General features: G+C 53.4%; 6 protein-coding genes and 1 pseudogene. 4 read left to right on the top strand and 3 right to left on the bottom strand.

The window, feature by feature from the left end; translation table 11 throughout:
- The first annotated feature begins 4,253 nt into the window (after nt 1-4,253).
- Nucleotides 4,254-4,796, top strand: coding sequence for a HipA domain-containing protein (locus tag SLH47_RS25405; RefSeq protein ID WP_320243834.1), 543 nt, complete (start codon nt 4,254-4,256; stop codon nt 4,794-4,796).
- A 60-nt stretch (nt 4,797-4,856) separates the two neighbouring features.
- On the top strand, nt 4,857-5,075 hold the full coding sequence (locus tag SLH47_RS25400; RefSeq protein ID WP_320243829.1) for a hypothetical protein: 219 nt from the start codon (nt 4,857-4,859) through the stop codon (nt 5,073-5,075).
- Between the two features lie 225 nt (nt 5,076-5,300).
- Here SLH47_RS25400 and SLH47_RS25395 read toward each other — a convergent pair whose 3' ends face one another.
- A complete protein-coding gene (locus tag SLH47_RS25395) occupies nt 5,301-6,020 on the bottom strand; it encodes a hypothetical protein (protein ID WP_320243827.1) in 720 nt (239 codons plus the stop codon).
- Nucleotides 6,021-6,180: 160 nt separating this feature from the next.
- Between SLH47_RS25395 and SLH47_RS25390 the strand changes: the two are divergent.
- Nucleotides 6,181-6,351 (top strand): annotated as a pseudogene (locus tag SLH47_RS25390) (LysR family transcriptional regulator); the annotation flags it as partial.
- Between the two features lie 84 nt (nt 6,352-6,435).
- Nucleotides 6,436-7,053: a LysR family transcriptional regulator substrate-binding protein gene (locus tag SLH47_RS25385; protein WP_320243832.1), complete on the top strand. Its 618-nt coding sequence runs from the start codon at nt 6,436-6,438 to the stop codon at nt 7,051-7,053.
- A 3,094-nt stretch (nt 7,054-10,147) separates the two neighbouring features.
- Here SLH47_RS25385 and SLH47_RS25380 read toward each other — a convergent pair.
- Nucleotides 10,148-12,349 carry a S8 family peptidase gene (locus SLH47_RS25380; RefSeq protein ID WP_320243831.1) on the bottom strand — a complete coding sequence of 734 codons (2,202 nt, stop codon included), beginning with the start codon at nt 12,347-12,349 and terminating at the stop codon, nt 10,148-10,150.
- A gap of 728 nt (nt 12,350-13,077) precedes the next feature.
- The gene (locus SLH47_RS25375) at nt 13,078-17,019 is read right to left on the bottom strand and encodes an autotransporter outer membrane beta-barrel domain-containing protein (RefSeq protein WP_320243825.1); all 3,942 of its coding nucleotides are present in this window, start codon (nt 17,017-17,019) and stop codon (nt 13,078-13,080) included.
- Nucleotides 17,020-17,456 lie beyond the last annotated feature (437 nt).

The raw sequence follows: 17,456 nt of genomic DNA, 5'->3' as shown, positions 1-17,456 counted from the left end.
AGCTGATGAGCTGATGAGCTGATGAGCTGATGAGCTGATGAGCTGATGAGCTGATGAGCTGATGAGCTGATGAGCTGATGAGCTGATGAGCTGATGATACGGCAGCTTCACCACAAGCGCAAGTAACATATTGAATTTATTACGGATATTCGCGATTTTTTTATCGAGCATGTGGCGGACGAACCATTTGTTTCCTACCCAAACACTAGAACCCGCTTGCTACATTGGGAAATTCTCAAATCCTATATTTGAATAGGCATCAGCTATGGGAAACCTGGGCCCGCCAACTTTTTATTTTGTCAACACAGCCTCACGAAAAGGCGGTCCATTCTACGAGATTCCGGTACGCAAACCTCCTAAGCAATCTTCGGGAGTGAATGAGAAGACCGCATTACATCCTGCACAGATTGCAAGGCTGGCAAACAGAGGCACAGGGCTTACTGGCAGCGGCAACGCCCAGATCAGAAACTTGGCAGGAATTGAATACGCGCCGCCCCAAACACACAGTGTACTGTCTCTTCGCCGCTCCCCTCCGCCAAGTCGCCGGATCCTACCTGCGCGAGATCTTCGAGAAGACCTGTTCTGATCTCAACGCACCCTACTTTTTCTGCTCCAGAAGCCACAGACACATGCACATCGCTTCACTCACATCCTCGCAATGTCCTGATGCCATCAGCGACTGGACCAGCCAATCTTGGCTCTGGGTCAGAACAACGTTTTGGGTCACCATTACGACCTTTCCTTTGTTGACGATACATACCATCGAGGCATGCCAATGAATGGTTCATGCCGCCTGCCCTCTCAATCCACCATGGAATCTTCACGCAGGATGTACCCCCCTGCCTAGGCTTTCTCGGTCGTGCCGCGTAGATACACACCGACTGGCGATACTTCACACCCGGCATGCTTCTCAAAAACGAGGGCCATCGCCGCGGCGCCGTCTGTTTTCCAATGGTCTCTTGTACCGCAAGCCATACATCGTCCAAGAACCCGATGATCACCCGCAATCCGATAGAGATCGCCCCAATCCCGGAGATATGAGCGAGCGTCCCCAGAAATCACCGAGCGCGACTTGAAAACTCAAGCCAGGATGGATCAACTGATCGCACAGATGGGCGCGCCAAACGCCAAATGCGAAAGAATGGGGAGCGATGAGGAGCAAGAACGGCTACGCGATTACATAATCAGCGTTTGCGGAGACCTTTCCTGATGCTGGAATCGCGCGAGCTCGGCGCCGTCATGATCTTAACATTGGATCCGATGACACATACGCCATTCGAAGAAGAAAATGTCGAAAGACGGTGCAGACTAGGTAGCAACCGACCTCAACTAAAATGGAGACAGAACGAGCCATCCAATACTTGAGTGGCTCGTTTCATAGCCGAACTCTATGCAAGCATAGGATTGAAGTATTTCTCAATACAGCAACCTGGGTGTATTCTGTCAAACAGACGGATTGATTGGTCGCATTTGCGGCAGCCACGTAACAGAGCTTTGGAAAGTCGGGGAGAGCCAAGAAGCAGTAGCCTATACGCCATCGCCTCCTTTCGCACAATTTGATTCAGGTTGGTGTATTTCGAAAATACTAAACTGGAACACCTCAAACATGTCTGGATTCTTCGACAAAAGGTAAAAAATGGTCAACACAGAAACAACGTTAGCCGCGACAAACTCGGTTTTTGAGCTTACGATCCGGTCGGAGTCATCGCTTCATCGTTGCGGCATCTCGCTATTGGATGAAGCTGCAGCATTGCCTCTAGGCAATACCAATGTCAATGACCTCATTTGCACCAACCAACTCACTGCCTGAAGGCTACGCTGAATGAGTATTAAAGAGTATATATTTGAAATCACATTCACCACAGCGCGCGCAGGCAAAATTAAGCACATAGTCAAACGCTCCTGCAAGGAGGATGCCTTGGACCGTATTAGGGCCGCTTACCCTGACCAAACCCTTGCGATCCATGACATCCGGAAACATGTCCGGTACGTGAAACAAATTTCAATTGTCCCGAGGGGCTGAGAGCTGCAAGGACATCTTCTTCTTCAGAAGCGCGATTACCGAAAGTGAAAACGCCACAGGCATTGTGTTTCCTGAAAGCATCATGGTTGTGACTCGTATACAGAAACATCTTGTATTTTGACAGTAAAATGCCCGCTCAGAGCTGTACGACTGGCCGGGTTAATGCGGCGAACCAATCAACCAGCTCTGCGGCAAAATCGAGAAACTCGGGGTTCAGGCCGAAGCCACGGCATGACGGATCGACTTGATCCATATGGGATTTGTCAATTTGAAAAATGGTTACATCGCCAAAAAGCCGGTTCTAGCGGTACGCTTGGATAAGTCTCGCCTCCGAAGCGACCACAAGGCGTTACTGGCCAAAACGGCCCGTATTGAACTGGAGATCGGCAAAAGACGCATCTAGATCTTGCAATTGCAGGAAGACTACCACACTGAGGCTATCCAACAACTTCAGCAAACGCAAAGTGATATTGCCACCTGGCAGAGTACTTTGATCTATTGAACGATAGTTTTCCTTTTGAAGAACTTTTTGCTCTAATGATTTTATCATTGATTCAAATGGAAGGATATCACTACATGAATGGCATTGAGATGTTCAATAGCGTTTATCCGTTCGCCGCGTTTATCGTTGGCTTTTTGATTTTCATCTGGTTCACATGTAATTTGACCTCGTATCTTGAAACGAAGACGAGAGAGACCATGGAGAAGTTGTATGCTGAATAATATTGATTTGACGGGGTTATTTCTACTTCTAGTCGTCGCAGTCTTGATGTTAGTCTTTTTCATTTACTTGTTTTGGCTTTTGATTAGATGGTTCCAAGCTGGCGTTGTCAGCGCAAAGAGGCGCGATAAAGGGCCTTAAAGTCAGGACCTCGGTAACAGGGTCGTTTCAGTCAGGCGATTTACGCTGATCAATTGATCCGTCGAAACGGTACCTTTTATGCTTTCGTGTCCGCCCAGCCTTTTGTCGCGGCTTTCGGTTACGCCCCTTCGGGTATATACTGCGGTTCGTGGTCAACGCTTTGGTTGCCAACATGATGCTGTTTCGATGTAATTCCGATGTGCTAGGCGTAATTGGCGAAGATCAGCGACCGTCCTGACCATGGCATCATCGGAACCACGTCCCTGCGGGACCTTGAATATGCGATCAGGCAGGCAACGGGTCGGATATCATCCGGTCAGGTAGCTTTTGCCGCCGCGTCTTACTGGAAGGTTTTGTCATCGACCCAAATCCGATGGAGGGTGATAGCGATGTGTCGCGCCAGTGCAACCATCACGGTTTTGCGACCACGGCGTCGCACAAACTGGGTTGCCCATGCTCTGGCCCGAAGCGTTGGTGTTGTTGCGGATTCCAGCATCGAGTTGCTATGCGCCAATTCCCGAATGCATGTCTCGAAGCCACCCCGAGAGATCGCACCGACCTTGCGACCGAAGTTCCTGAGCAGTCCAAACATCGACATTTCCAGAACGATCATGTTTTGCTGGATGGCCTTTCGAGCAACGAGCAGAACACACATTTCCTGCCCAAAGACTGACATGCAATGCACCGGGCGGAACCACCCAAGGTGAAGAAGACGCGCAAGTCTCTCGGCATCCCGCCGATCCGTCCTGATCCGCATTGCCTTTAGTGCACCTTTCACTTGGCGAGTTTCCATGGGGACCACATCAAGGCCAGCTTCTGGTAGTACGCGATGCAGCCATTACGATAGTAGCCCAGCCTCCAGGCCAATCGCTGCGATGCTGCCTTCCAGATCGTCCAACCAACGCACCAGAACCTCGGGTTCGCTCTCAGTCTCCGCCTCTTTGATCGTATGGTTCATCCGCTCGACTTGGCCATTGGTTCACAGATGGTTCGGTCTTGTCGGGGGCAAGACAGAACAAGAGCTTTCAAAACCAAGGAAAACACATAGATTATCGCGCTGATCGCGTCGAAGCGCTAGGTGCAGATGGTCAGGTAGCGATGTTCGATCTCCCAGATCGGTTCGGGGTGCTGAGTCCTTTCATGGATAAAGCTAACCCGGTCGGCATATTCATTTTAAAACCGGGTTCGGATCGTCCGACATCTCAGCGTTACGCTTGCACTATTGGAGTGTCGAACAGTTACGGCTTTGATAACTCCTGCCAGGTTATTGCAACTGGTACGTAAAGGCTAACTGTGTAGCCTTTGTCGCTGAAGACAAGTTTGACTGTTCATTTTTAGCATTGCAGCAATTTTGTCGTCAGCGACAAAATATTTGCGCTTGGTGCCGATGGGAAGCCAAAACTTGGTCTTCCAACAGACACCGACGCGCTGGCTATCCCTAAGCACGGTGCCCCTTCTACAGTCATCATCAAACCTGACAATTCCAATCTACCAGGCATTGTCGAGAACGAGGCGTACAGCCTAACTTTGGCGCGATTATGCGGACTGGCAACTGTCGAGGTTGGCGTCTTGTCAGCAGGTGACCGCACCGCGTTGATAGTGGCCCGGTATGATCGATCAGTGCGGAAGGATGAATCACTGAGACGTTTGCACCAGGAAGACTCCACCCAAGCTAACGGGGTCTTCCCAGGTCAAGAGTACGAACAGGGCACAGTCGCCGGAATCGATATGCAAAGTCTCCTAACGACGGCTCAGCACCTGCCATCAAAGGATGCTTTAGCATTACAAGATCAGGCCATCTTCAACATACTAATCGCCAATACAGACGCCCATGCCAAGAACTACTCGATATTGTTGGGCGGCAACATCAGCATGGAACCACTCTATGACGTATCGACCGTGCTGTATTAGGATCATGTAAACCAGTACCATGCTCAAAAACTGGGAGGCCGAAAACGCAAGCCCGGCGAGATGGACCGGCGGGACTGGGACCAGATCGCTAAAGATGCGGGTTTCAGTCCACGGGTGATGCGTCAACGGGTTCAGGAGTTGGTCGATACGATGGTGGCACAGCGGGTAGAAGCGACCCAGCTTGTTTTTGACATGGATGGTGCTGAAGCCAGGATGGTCGAGCGTGTCGCCGATCTCATTGAGAAAAATGCGCTTAGGATTGCTGGCAGATTACGGTGATTTGTGACACAGATGCTAAGAGCTGCATACGAGCTCTCACTGGTCGGTCAGCAATGGGACACTTTACGTCAAAATACCCGGAAAATCACTGTCTCATTTTCAGCCGATTGTGTAGTTTTGCAGCCGCGAATGAACGACGGCCTCAAGATGTAATCTGAAGTAAACAAGAAACGAAGCGCCCAGCACACCTGCGCCGGGCGCTTCAACTCATGCAAAAGCTGTTACCTATTTGATAGCGAGTATATCAAAGTTTTTGATATTCCCGACAACACCGTCATCCCAGCCCCCAGAGACCAATTCCGAAGCATTTTCGTTCAGCAGCCCGGCAACCTGCCCGGCAAAATGTGCCTTGCGTCCTGCATTATCGGCAAAGATGTCAAAGACAGCAAAGTTGTTCTCATCGATTTGTAGCGCGGCCCAGAACAGTGTCTTGGGTTCGGTACTAGTTACGATGGGGCCCGCTGCGGTCAGTAACGCTGCCAATTCGGGGCCTTTTCCGGGCGCCGCTTCGAGCGCAATGTAGGTTGCCGTTGTTGCCCGGTCGAGATCAACGGGTGCCTTCACGGACAAGATATTGGAGTTGTCGATGTTCGCGACAACACCATCGTCCCAACCACCGGCGACAAGCTTGTCAGCGTTTTGCTTCAGAGCACCTGCAACAGCACCAGAGAAGTGAGCATTGCGGGCTTCGTCATCCACGAAGACGTCAAAGATCGCGAGGGTATCGTCATCCTGAAGAGCAAACCAAAGCACAGTGCCCGGCTCAGTCTCGTTAACAATTGGCGCTGCCCCGGCCAGAAACTTAGCGAAGTTCTTGGTTTGGCCTTCAGCGGCAGGCATGGCGATAAAGCTGGCGGTGTGGTTGTCCATAGGGTTGTCCTGTGCGGTTGCGGAAGTCGCGATCAGTGCTAATGCAGCCACTGTCTTACGGATTTGTGTTTTCATGTTCGTCTCCTTATCTAAGCATCATCGTGTTGTTTCGATGTGCTCTTGTTCCCTACAAAAGCCGCTAACCTCCAATACGGAGTATCTATTCTTCAATAGATAAAAACTATGGAGGTTGCGTTGATACACAGCGCCAAGGGTGCTGATTGAGGAGGCAACAATGGAGATGAACCAGATCAGATACTTTCTCGCGGTCTGTGAGCATCGCAATTTCACCCACGCCGCCTGCGCCTCAAATGTTTCCCAACCATCCTTGACAACGGGCATCAAGAAACTTGAGGACGAACTCGGTGGCGCGTTGTTCATTCGGGATCGAGCCGGATGCAGGTTGACGGCCCTTGGAAAGCTTATGCAGCCAAGGCTTCAGAAGGTTTGCAATGAAACGCGGCAAGCTAAGGACGAAGCGGTTCGACACATGCGACTGGAACGGGTCCCGATCTCAGTAGGAATCGGCGAAACGATCGGCCACAACAGAGTCTCAGCGGCAGTGGAGCGCATTCGTGCACGACTGCCAAGGGTCGATATTGAGTTGATCGTGGCGTCTTCTTCCGAATTGCGGGCCGGTCTGACAGACGGCGAATTTGATGTCTTGATTACTACAGAGAAAGCAAGCGAGGAGCTCTACCGCATAGATCAGCTCTATGATGAAGAGTACAAGGTGGTGGTAGCACACGCGCATCCATTGTCGAAAGAGACAGCAGTGAGTCTTTCGACCCTTTCAAATACCAACATGCTCGACCGACTGAACTGCGAAATGCGTGACACACTGCACAGCACATGCGCTGATCAGGGTCACGAGCTTTATGCAGCTTATCGGTCAAATCGGGTCGATTGGCTGATCGAACTTGCACGACAAGGCTCAGGGGCGGTGATCTTGCCATCCACAGCAGTTCCAGAAGACATAGGCCTGGTAGCGATACCCATTGATGGTCTTGATTTGTCGCGAACGGTCCATGCCCTGCGATACCGGCACCAAGCGACGCGCCCAGAGACAAGCGACCTAATCCGCGAGATTACGCGCGTGCAGGTTTAACTGCGGCTTTGTTGCACAAGTTAGGTTCGGGCGGATGTCCCCCCTCTTTTAATGACAGACTTAACCCGCCGGTTTGGTGACCGGCATGTAAAGTAGGGTGTGACGGTTGAGCACGGCAATCCGGATCTGGATTTCCAGAATCTGCCGATCAAAGTTCCTTGCCATGAGGCCCAGTCCGTTCGGCTCCGTGCTGTGCATGTTGGAATCGAGGCGGTTCCTACGACAGTTTCCACTCCACCGCTTCCAGATGGTTGGACCAAGATAGCGAGATTCACTGATTACCTAATCTCTCGCGATGAATCCTGTGCTCGTGAGTTTACACGGCATTGCATTCTTGCGCTTGGAGCAGCTGTGTTTGCGAGCGCTCTATCCGCCTTCATCTTCTTCCTTAATACCTAGGCTGTGGATCGACAGATTCAGCAAACTAGAGCTCGAACCATCCGCGTTACTTTAGCACATTACTGCGAGTAGCTAGCTGGGTCATGGTCTGGACTTTGTGGCGTCCAACTGCTCATCCGTTCCAGCTTTCGTGGTGACACGACACAGACCATCGCAAACGAGGTTTCTGCAAAAACCACAAACATAAAGTATCACACAGCAACTTATGCTTCGTAAGCAGAGAAATTGCTAACGTTTGGTTTTCAGTTTAGTCTCTTTGCGTTTTTCACGCATGATCTTTATGATCAGAAAAGACATCACAAATTGATGTGTCGCGTGACGCGGCTGGAGAACAACCGACATTCGTTTCCGCGTCACGCCGAGCCCAAAGGGCAGTTTTATATTCGGCCGTTTTTCGGGTGAAGACCAATACCAAAAACACATTGAAAAATAGACTTAGGCTATTTGCAATGAGGCCATCTCTCTTACAGATCAACCACTCAAGCGCAAACAAGAATGTGTACGGGAAATCAATCGGAATGAGTAGCAATCCTTTGCTTACAGTCTTAAGCGCCAAAACTTCACTCCTACAAGGTGTATCCTGAATGTAGTTCAGCCTTCGTTGATGATAGTCGTTGAACAACTAAGAGACTGGCTATAGGATAGAATGTTTCTGTGTGCTCGCACCAGATGTAACTGGAATCCTTACCATGGTATTGAAGTCGACGATATGATGCATAAGAGAAAGCATCCGGCTTTCATCTGTTTGTTAGGTGGGGGAGGTGGTATACAGAACTGATCGCTACACAGAGTTTTCGACATATCAATAAAAACTCTGCTTCCTGGTCCCTGAATAGCGACAGCTCGATAGCGCCTAACGAACAAGAAAACCGCCCAAGGGACGGCTTTCCCAGATGACATGTAGGGACGGCCTTGAGTAAAGCCGCCCGCGACCTGTCTATGATGTGGTCGAACTACAGACAGTCCGACCTGCCTCGGCCACGGACAGCACCGTGTTTACCGGGCAAATTGGTTCGCCTAACTTATTGTACTCCGGCGCAATGTAGACCGGCGTAGGTGCTTCCGGTGCAGGTTCTTCCGGCTGCGAGCACGCAGCAATAAGAATGGCAACAGCGCCAGCGGTAAAACACTTGAGTTTCATGTGTGTCAATCCTTTATCATACTTCTGATTCTACTCTACAATTCTGGGCCTACGCCGAGATACGACCTCGACCACTACCTTCGAATCTGTTAACGTCAATCATTGCGGTTTCCAGATTACAGCTCATAGAGTAACTTCTCCTGTGGAGGCTGGATTGGCTCCAGCCAGGTTTTGAGATCAGACTATTGTATTGCCTGTCTCTTGGATCTAGGACGAGGAGGAGCTTTCCTCCAATCTAAGTACGCCCTCAATTAGAAACAGTGGTCGTATTCCTCCTGTGTTTGGGATGTTTGAAACTGATCCAGACGCGGTGATTGAACCGACGAACAATGCTGCTTGCGTTGCGGTACAGGCATCTTGCGAATTCGTGTGGAAAGGCGTTTTCAATCATATCCATCGAGCTTCACGGGCGCCAGCGCAATCGATAGACCGGTCTTTGAAGAGTGTCCTCCGATCTCCACTGCATTCGGTTTCGTCAGAAGAGCAGAATGTGTTGCACGAATATCTGTTTGGACACCTTCGGATGGTTTATCCAATTCATTCACGTAGTAGTCGATAACTATTTCTCGCGATGCGAATGTCTGCAAGCTACGTAACATCAACGAACCGGAAGTCGCAAACAATTCAGGACTCTCTGGACATCAACACTGACAGGTGGCTGACCTATTCGTGCGCTCAGCGCGCATGCATTCCACAGGTATTGAAGCCTTGCCCATAACATCGTTTGCCTCGAGTAGTATTCAGTATGTTTACTACACACGACAATACGCCAATATACCAATTCCAAATCTCTATTTAACGATAGATGATAGCTATGACTTAGTGAGGATCAACATAACCTGAGTTTGAAGGAAGCTGCAGTGGCACTGTACGGATGAACGCAGAAGATAAAGATATGACCGATGAAACGCAAAAACTCGCCGCGAGTTCTGATGCACCCTTGAGCGACTGTCGAGACTGTCTGACATCGACGCGGCGCTCGCTGGTGAAGAGCAGAAGAGCGCGAAACGCAGGTGCTACAAGTATGTCTGCTGGATTATCAAGACGCTAGGCATCATTGCTTTAATGTGCCTTACTACACCTGTATAGGTAAACAGCATGGCATTGCCGCAAACCAAAATCTCGTTCGGGCGCGTTGTTTATTGCAAGAACTAAATTTCTGGACCAACCTGATAGAAGAGGTTTGTGACGATCTTGGCGACGTCCTAGGGCCGGGCTCAGCAACATGGGACGCTTTGTGTTTTGACAACAACGGGCCCAATTGGAGCTACGAAACTCAAACTCTCAACAGTTCAGACTCGAGAACTGACGCTCGCAAACCACGCCCCATGTATCCATTGAAGATATCCGCTCGTTCGCTGTTGAACTCGGACGGCTGCTAAGGGCATATCAAAGCCAACAACCTAACTGATCAGCGCCGTGACCGGACGCATGAATGAGCGTCTCAAAGGAAATCCTGTACCAACGTCCGCGAGGCGTCGAAGAGCCAGTAGATTTGCGCGACTTTGGCGGCAGCGGAATTGTTCCCTGTGACCGGGCTGCGCGTCCTACGGATCAGAAGCTGTGACTGAGCGCAAACCCAATGTAGGGATCTGGGTCACCGCCTTGCGCGCGATATCCGGCACTCAACAGAATATCCGGTCCGGGAGTATCTGACGCAATCTGATAGGTCAGCCCAATATCGATCGGCCGCTCTGACGGTGTAATGTCGACAGTTTCAGAGGTTCTTGTCACACCCGTGCTTTCCCGGCCGGCCACTGCTGCAACCCTGTCTTGCGGGAGGTCGATTGAGATTTCGCCCGATGAGATCTGGAGCGGACTGGAGACAGCCAGGCGCATCGTACCTGGGCTGCCGAGAAAATGCGCCTGGCTGATTGAGACTTCGCCAGCACGCCCCATCAGGTTTGCGCCGCCAGTGACCAAACCTTCCTGTCGAAAATCTGTCCGGCTTTGCGTGCCAGATGCTGTCAGGAGCGTGCCGCGCCCAAAAGCAACAGATCCCGATATCTCAAGGAATGAGGTATTGCTGTTTCCGCCCTGACCTGCAGCGCCCATAAAGCGGGACCCAAGGACTGTCCCGTTCTCTTCGATACGGCCGACCCGGGCAGAAAAGCCTGACCCATCCTTGTCTTTTGCTTCAAGCCCTATCCTGGTCCTTGAGAAGGTGTCAGTGGATGATCCGATTGCATGGTCCGTCGTCAGCGCCAGCGCGTCTGTCAGCTGGACGTCGTGCCCGAATGCGTAGTCCTCCGTCAAAAGCTGCCCAAATGGATCTGCGCCGGGATCTGTTTCTCCGAGGTTTATCTCATAGGAGGACACATCCCCACCAACAAGGATGCTTGTGCCGTGATCTGAACGCACGACCGTCAGGCTGTCGCTGACCTTTACTTCCTTTGCGATCATGAGACGAGGTCTTGGCGCTTCGGTCTCGGAGACCAGGGCGCCAGCAGCGAGCTCAAATCCGCGCGTATACTTATCTGCAACCATCAAGACCTGGCCTGCGAGGGCCTGGTTGAGGGCGGGAGCCAGGGCGCCGCTGGCAACGATGCCCGTTTCGGCGAGCGGCATGGCGTCGTCAGCGGTGGTGTTGCCCTGATAGACAACAAGGTCACCGGCAGGGAGCATAGCGTTGGCCAGATTCAGAAGGCCCTGCCCGTAGATCGGGTCAACACCCGGCTCACCGAGATCTTCAGCTGCCGCGAACATAATCTGAGCTATTTCGGGGGCTGGCAGTTCTGGCCACTGGCTCTTCAATACGGCATAAGCTCCGGTGACATGTGGGGCTGCCATGGATGTTCCGCTATCGGGACGGACGCCCCCGCCATTGCTGGTGCTAAGGATACCTACGCCTGGCGCCGCGAGACAAAAGTCCTTTGCGACGCCACAGTGGTTGGAAAAGCCCGCTATGTTTTTGAATTCATCGACAGCGACGACGGCGATGAAATAGCCGTCATATTCGGGCAGTACAACTGGAATGCCTGCATTGACTGCAACTTCAGGCAGGTTGTGGTTGCCTGCGGCAACAATGCTTATCAAGTCATTCTCTTTGGCTCTATTCAGGGCTTTGATGGTTGTACCTGTTGCCCCTCCAAGAGCAGCTGTGAGACGTCTGTGATTCGTAGAATCATCATGACTTGTGTAATCAGTGATTGGAATGGTGACCCGGTCACCATCGACGTATACCCAGCTGTTGTTCATTACGTGCGCGCCAGCGTCGATTGAGCGGTTTATCGCATCAGGCCAATTACTAAGCCCTTTGAAGATTACAAGCTCAGATGCAAAGGCAACGCCGTGGGTGCCTCCACCGTCTTTCCTAGCTGCGGCTATGCCGGCAACGTGGGTGCCGTGACCGAAAGGGCCAGAACCGTCAGGTTCAGATATGTCGTCGGGGTCTCCGACATAAGAGTAGCTGTTTTCAAAGTCGATTTTCCCTCTGAAATCTCGATTGTAGATATCTATACCACTGTCCAGGATTGAGATTTTTATGCCTTTTCCTTGTCCGCCTTTTGCGTATCGCTCATCGGCTCCAATTAGACCCAGGCCATAGTTTTCCTCGAATTCCGGAGTTTGGTAGTAGGCGGGATTGTCAGGTCCGGGGCCTGGATCAACAGGATCAGTCGGATCAGGTGATGGGCTTGGACTTGGTCTTGGAGGCGGTGATGGGTTGGGACCTGGGCTATCACCACCGCCAATGCCACCACCATCGTCTGCAAGTGAAAGTGCAGTCGCTATTCCAACGACCCCAAGAACGATCATCGAGCCAGCTCCGGAGGTCTCCCCGGCACTTGGCGCCGCAAAGGAAAAGCGACGAGTGTCCGACGCCCAGTTCAAGGTTTGACTGAGGTACTCCTCCATAATTGCCGGCCGGTTCACGAGGATGTAAGCGTGCGCATCCGCGAAGGTTGATGGATCTCGCGCATGTTCGCGGACGAGATAGTTCAAGACCTGTTGATCGGAATAAGAGGAGAGTTGACCTTCGTAGACGTTTGCAAAGACGGAGGTGGCCAAGGTGACAATGGCAGTCGTGATCAGGGCTAACGTCTTAAGCAGGCGCATGATGATTGCTATTCTTTGGATGTTGAAATGCGATCGTGAGCCTTTGATACCGATGAACCGCCGGACCCACTCGGCTCGCAAGTAGCAGACTGAGTTTATTGCAGATGTAGGCGCGCCATTCGTTTCCTGCCCAATACTGGGACGCGGCGGCCGCATTGTGAAATTCCCAAATCCTATATTTGGATAGACATCGACTATAGCACGGCCTGTACCCACCAGGTTTTCATTTCATCAACACGGTTTAATGAAAAGACGCTCAATTGTGCGAATTTCCTGTGCGCAAACCTCCTAAGCGATCTTTCGGCGGAGAGAACGGGAAGACAGCGACACATCCTGCGCAGATTGCAAGGCTGGCAAGCAGAATTGCGGTACTCAAGAGGCCTGCGTGCTGACGTTCCAACAATCACAATGGCAATGCTGGTCTCTCTCTAGAACACCACTTTGAGCCCTGCATTTGCGCTGAGGGCGCTGGTGTCGCCCGCATTGCTGAGCCCGGTGGCATAGGCAACGTCGCCAAACAGGTCCACACGGTCTGTCAGGACATAGCTACCGCCAAGACCAGCCCCAAGGGTCCAGGGCTCATGCTCCGTCGTCAGCGACGTCCCGGCCACCTCCACCTCACTGCCCGCGCCAAACTCATGGTACAGGTTCACAATGCCATAAAGGCCACTCTCCCCACGCTCCTGCGCCGCGACCTCAAGCCCAAGCCGCAGCTGCTGGCTGGACGCGTCGCTCAGCGCGACCGCCTCCCGGTGCGCCTCACTCGTGAAGTCACTGAACGTCACTGACGACAGGCTCAGCTGGGATTGCGGCGTCACCGTCAGCCGCGTGCCCAGATCAAGCTGCTGTCCCGCCTCCAGCGACAGCGCATAGCCCGTCCCGCTGTTGCCCTCGGTCAGGGTCCCAAGCCTGTCCGAGGTCAGGTCGCTGGTGTAGGAGGTCAGCGTCACCTGTCCGTCAACATAGAACCGGCGCGCATCATACCACGTGGCTGCCAGCCCAAGGCCCAGACCACTGGTCTCGATCGACCCGTCCCCCAGGTCAGAGCTGACATCCGTACTGCCCGTCCCGTAGGAGAACATCAGCCCGCCCACAAGAAGCCCCGCATCACTGCTGTTCAGGGTCAGATCCGCCCCGATCTCCATCTCCCACAGACTGCTCTCAAGTGCCGCCCCTGTGGTGCTGTGCTCTTCCGACGTGGTGAGCTGCCCTGTCCCCATCCGGATCCACAGTGGCGTGCCCGTATCCTGATCAGCCGCATCAGCCCCTGCGCCGCTCCAGGCCAGGCGCCGGAAGTCCTGCGCACTGCCCCGTGCGTCCAGCCCAGAGGGCGCATTAAACGCCAGCAGCGACGCACCATAGCTGTCATAGATCGGCGCGGACGGTTGATAGGTGACTTCACCGCTCTCTGACAGCGCGCTCAACGCCCACCAGGTGCTGCTGCCGCCATCCTGCGCCTCAACCTCAACCTCAGCCAGCCTGTAGAGGTGAGCGCCCGCAATCACCCCATGCTCTCCGTCCGACATCACATAATTGCCTTCCATCAGGGTGAAGGTTGCGTCATCAGACTCGCCGTCAACAGAGACCACGTAGATCTCAAGTGGTCCGCCCGTGGCACCGGCGTTGCCCACGCTGGCAATCAACACTTCCATATCGCCTGACACATCGCCGGTGAAGTGAAGCCTGTCGGTGTCCGTGCCATCCATACGCGCATCCAGGGCAAAGGTACTTGTGCCCGATCCGGTGTAATCCCCGTCTATGGTGATGACATCCCCCGCAACACCGTCCTGAACGCTGAAGATGGCAACGCCATCATTGGTCACATCACGTGCGATGATCATATCGGTGCGGGCGCCATTTTGCTCGCCAAACGCGCGGAACGTGGACGTGGCGTCGATGTCCAGCGCCGTGTCCAGCCTGCCAACCCCGGACAGGCTCAGATTCGCGCTTTTCTCCAGCGTGACGCTCTCCCAATTAAGGAAGTTATCCGTTGTGTTACTAATAGTCTTGCCCTCCACAGTGAGCCGATCGTTATCGCCTAGGCCGCCGTCCAGAACATGGGATCCATCATAGCTGACTGCGGCAAAAATCGTGACTGTATCATCACCCTCTCCGCCATAAATGCCACCGGTGAAAGTGCCATCTTCTATGTCCACGGTATTATTACCCGCCACAAGATGAATATCCCCGGTGAAACGGCCACTTTGCAGTTTCACGATATTGTTGCCATCCGCGCCATAAACATTACCGTCGATGCTTCCACCTGTCACAATCAGTTCATCGCCACCGGCATCAAGCTCAATATTGCCGTTGATGTCCCCTGCCGACCTGATAACCGCCTTACCGTTGTCGGCGCCTGCTATCGGCACGCCATTCCCCCCGGCAGCGGCAGTCTCCGTGCGTATTGCAATGCCAGAACTCCCGGCATGCACCTTGGCACCGCTGTCAATAGTAATCGTCCCGGCTTCGCTGGATATCGTTCGGATCGCGGCAGCATTGCCTTTCACATACCCAGCCACGTCTATGTCAAAGCCTTGTGCGCCTAACGTAACAAGGTCGTTCAGGGTGCTGGTGTCGTCATCCGCATCCACTATGTTCCCTGAAATGCGGATCCCGTCTGAACCCAATCCTTCAGCCTCGACCCTGGCAAACGTACCCAGCTTGACAATCGCCCGCGCCTGCGTCGCCGAGCCCGCTCTCACCCGCGTGAAATCCGCGCGCCTTTGCGCTTGTGCTTCCACATAAATCCCGTGAGACCCGCCCCCCTTCGTGGTGATTGTGCCATTACCAACACTCATGTCCACGATCATGTCACCCTTACCAGAGTTGTGCGCCAAAATCCCATGGGAGTTGCCACCACCACCGGTACCATCAACCCGCCGCTCCCCCGTCACGATCGTCCCCCCGGTCATTTCCACCGTCGCCACTCCTGTACTGTCCGGGTTGTCAACCTGCGCCTCAAGCCCGTAGGAGTATGAACCATGCGTGGTGATAGAGCCGCCCTCCATTCGCGTCAGCGCCTTGCCTTTGCCGCCATTGGCCTGCGAATCGGCTCCAACGCTATTGCCACCGAAAAGGGTGATCTCCCCGGCTTTTACCAGGGCCGTCGCCACCCCCGTGGATTCAGGATCAGCATTGATACTATCCGCCCGAAGCCCGTGCCCCGAGCCTCCATTCACGATGATGCGGCTTGTTTTGCCAACATCTTCACTTAATTCCGCAGTCGCATTGCCAACGCCAATGTGGCCCGCCTTAACCGCGGTTGAACCAAACGTCTCGATCGTGCCTCCGGTTATTTTCGCCACCATATTGGACTTGGCAATGCGCGTGAGGCTCTCCGATAGTGTGTTGTTCTTGATATTTGCCGAAACCGCAAAAGAATTACCCCCCCCTGTCGTGGTGATTTTGCCGCCACTCATGTGCGCGATTGCAGTGGTGCCTTCGCTTGTGGCACGGATTGATGCATGCAGGCCGAGACCACTAGAATTCTCCGTGTAGATTTCGCCTCCGCTCATTGACGCCGTCACCGTGCCGACATAATCTGTTTGGTGGGAATCTGCACGAACCGCGAATGACCCCCCTGCCGCCGCCTTAGAGTGGATGAAACCGCCACTCATGTGCGCCGTCACATCACCGCCACTTTCCACAGTAAAAGTGCCATCACTATTCTGTACCACACGACCCTGCTTACTCAAGCTGCCCGCCGAAACCCCCTCGGCAAATGTACCGGACTCAATCGTAATCTTTCCTCCGGTCATGACCGCATTGGCCTCGGGTGTGCTCGCATTATCGGCTTTGATCGCATTGTAGCCAACATTCGCACGAACTCCGGCAGAACTGTTACTGCTTATGGTGATGTTATCTGCACTGTCACGATCGAGGCCAACGGTGGCACCATTCAGTTCGGCGCGCACGCTTCCGGTACCTGTGGATGTGGTGCTCGCCGAAACCCCGTGATTCTCACTACGATTGTCCGTGGCGTTGACGGTCCCGTTCCGCATGTGCACAGAAACATTCTCGCCACCTCCATAAGTCACTTCCACCCCACGGCCGAGCACAGTGAATTCAGGATGGTCTGGCAGTGTCAGGGTGTGAACCGCATCTGCTTCGGTATAGATGATGCCAGATTCGTAGGAGTCGAAGCGAGGGGTGCCAGGGTGGTTGTCAGCGGTACATGTGGCCACGCCATCTGTTGCCGTACACGCGGCCTGTGCTGCGCTGCCGCTGAACAGCACTGCAGCCGTCGCCACAACCGAGAGCCCTGGCGCAAGGCTCGCCACCTGACCCTTGAACTTGGTCAAGCGACCGCCCCGAACCAGGACGTTGAACGGGCGAAGGGCGGGCTGGGTGTCTGGGGACTGATTGGTCATTTTGAAACTCTCCTGTGAGGGGCTTGAGCACAATCGAGGCAAGGCACCGCCCTGCCCGTCAGGCAGTCAGTGGGTTGGTAGAAATGCGGGCATAGGTATGGGGATCGGCCAGAGGCGTTGTGTGAGCCTCAACCGGAAGCGAACCACCGTCAGGGATCGGTCGCGCTGCTTTCGCACCGTCCGTTCTGTTTGCGGTAAAACGTGTAAGTGGGTCACATTAGACCCCAAACCGCTGACCACCACAGTGCGCGTCGGGCCTTCCAATCGCGACTTCTGGAATGGATGGCCAGTTAATCCACGCGCGATAGGCGACTTGGGGCCGGGCGTCAGATTGTCGAGATGATGTAACCGGTGGGTGCTGCGGCCTACGCCTGAGCTGATGAGCTGATGAGCTGATGAGCTGATGAGCTGATGAGCTGATGAGCTGATGAGCTGAT

Origin of the sequence: Cognatiyoonia sp. IB215182 (assembly GCF_033963905.1) — a bacterium.
Lineage (GTDB): Bacteria > Pseudomonadota > Alphaproteobacteria > Rhodobacterales > Rhodobacteraceae > Yoonia.
Note: the sequence above shows the minus strand (reverse complement) of the source record. Positions and strands in the feature narration are given on the sequence as shown.

Bases quoted from the DNA above. Each gene is read 5' to 3' on its own strand.
- SLH47_RS25395 (WP_320243827.1), bottom strand. From the start codon at position 6,020: ATGAAAACACAAATCCGTAAGACAGTGGCTGCATTAGCACTGATCGCG.
- SLH47_RS25380 (WP_320243831.1), bottom strand. From the start codon at position 12,349: ATGATCGTTCTTGGGGTCGTTGGAATAGCGACTGCACTTTCACTTGCA.
- SLH47_RS25385 (WP_320243832.1), top strand. From the start codon at position 6,436: ATGCGACTGGAACGGGTCCCGATCTCAGTAGGAATCGGCGAAACGATC.
- SLH47_RS25375 (WP_320243825.1), bottom strand. From the start codon at position 17,019: ATGACCAATCAGTCCCCAGACACCCAGCCCGCCCTTCGCCCGTTCAAC.
- SLH47_RS25400 (WP_320243829.1), top strand. From the start codon at position 4,857: ATGGACCGGCGGGACTGGGACCAGATCGCTAAAGATGCGGGTTTCAGT.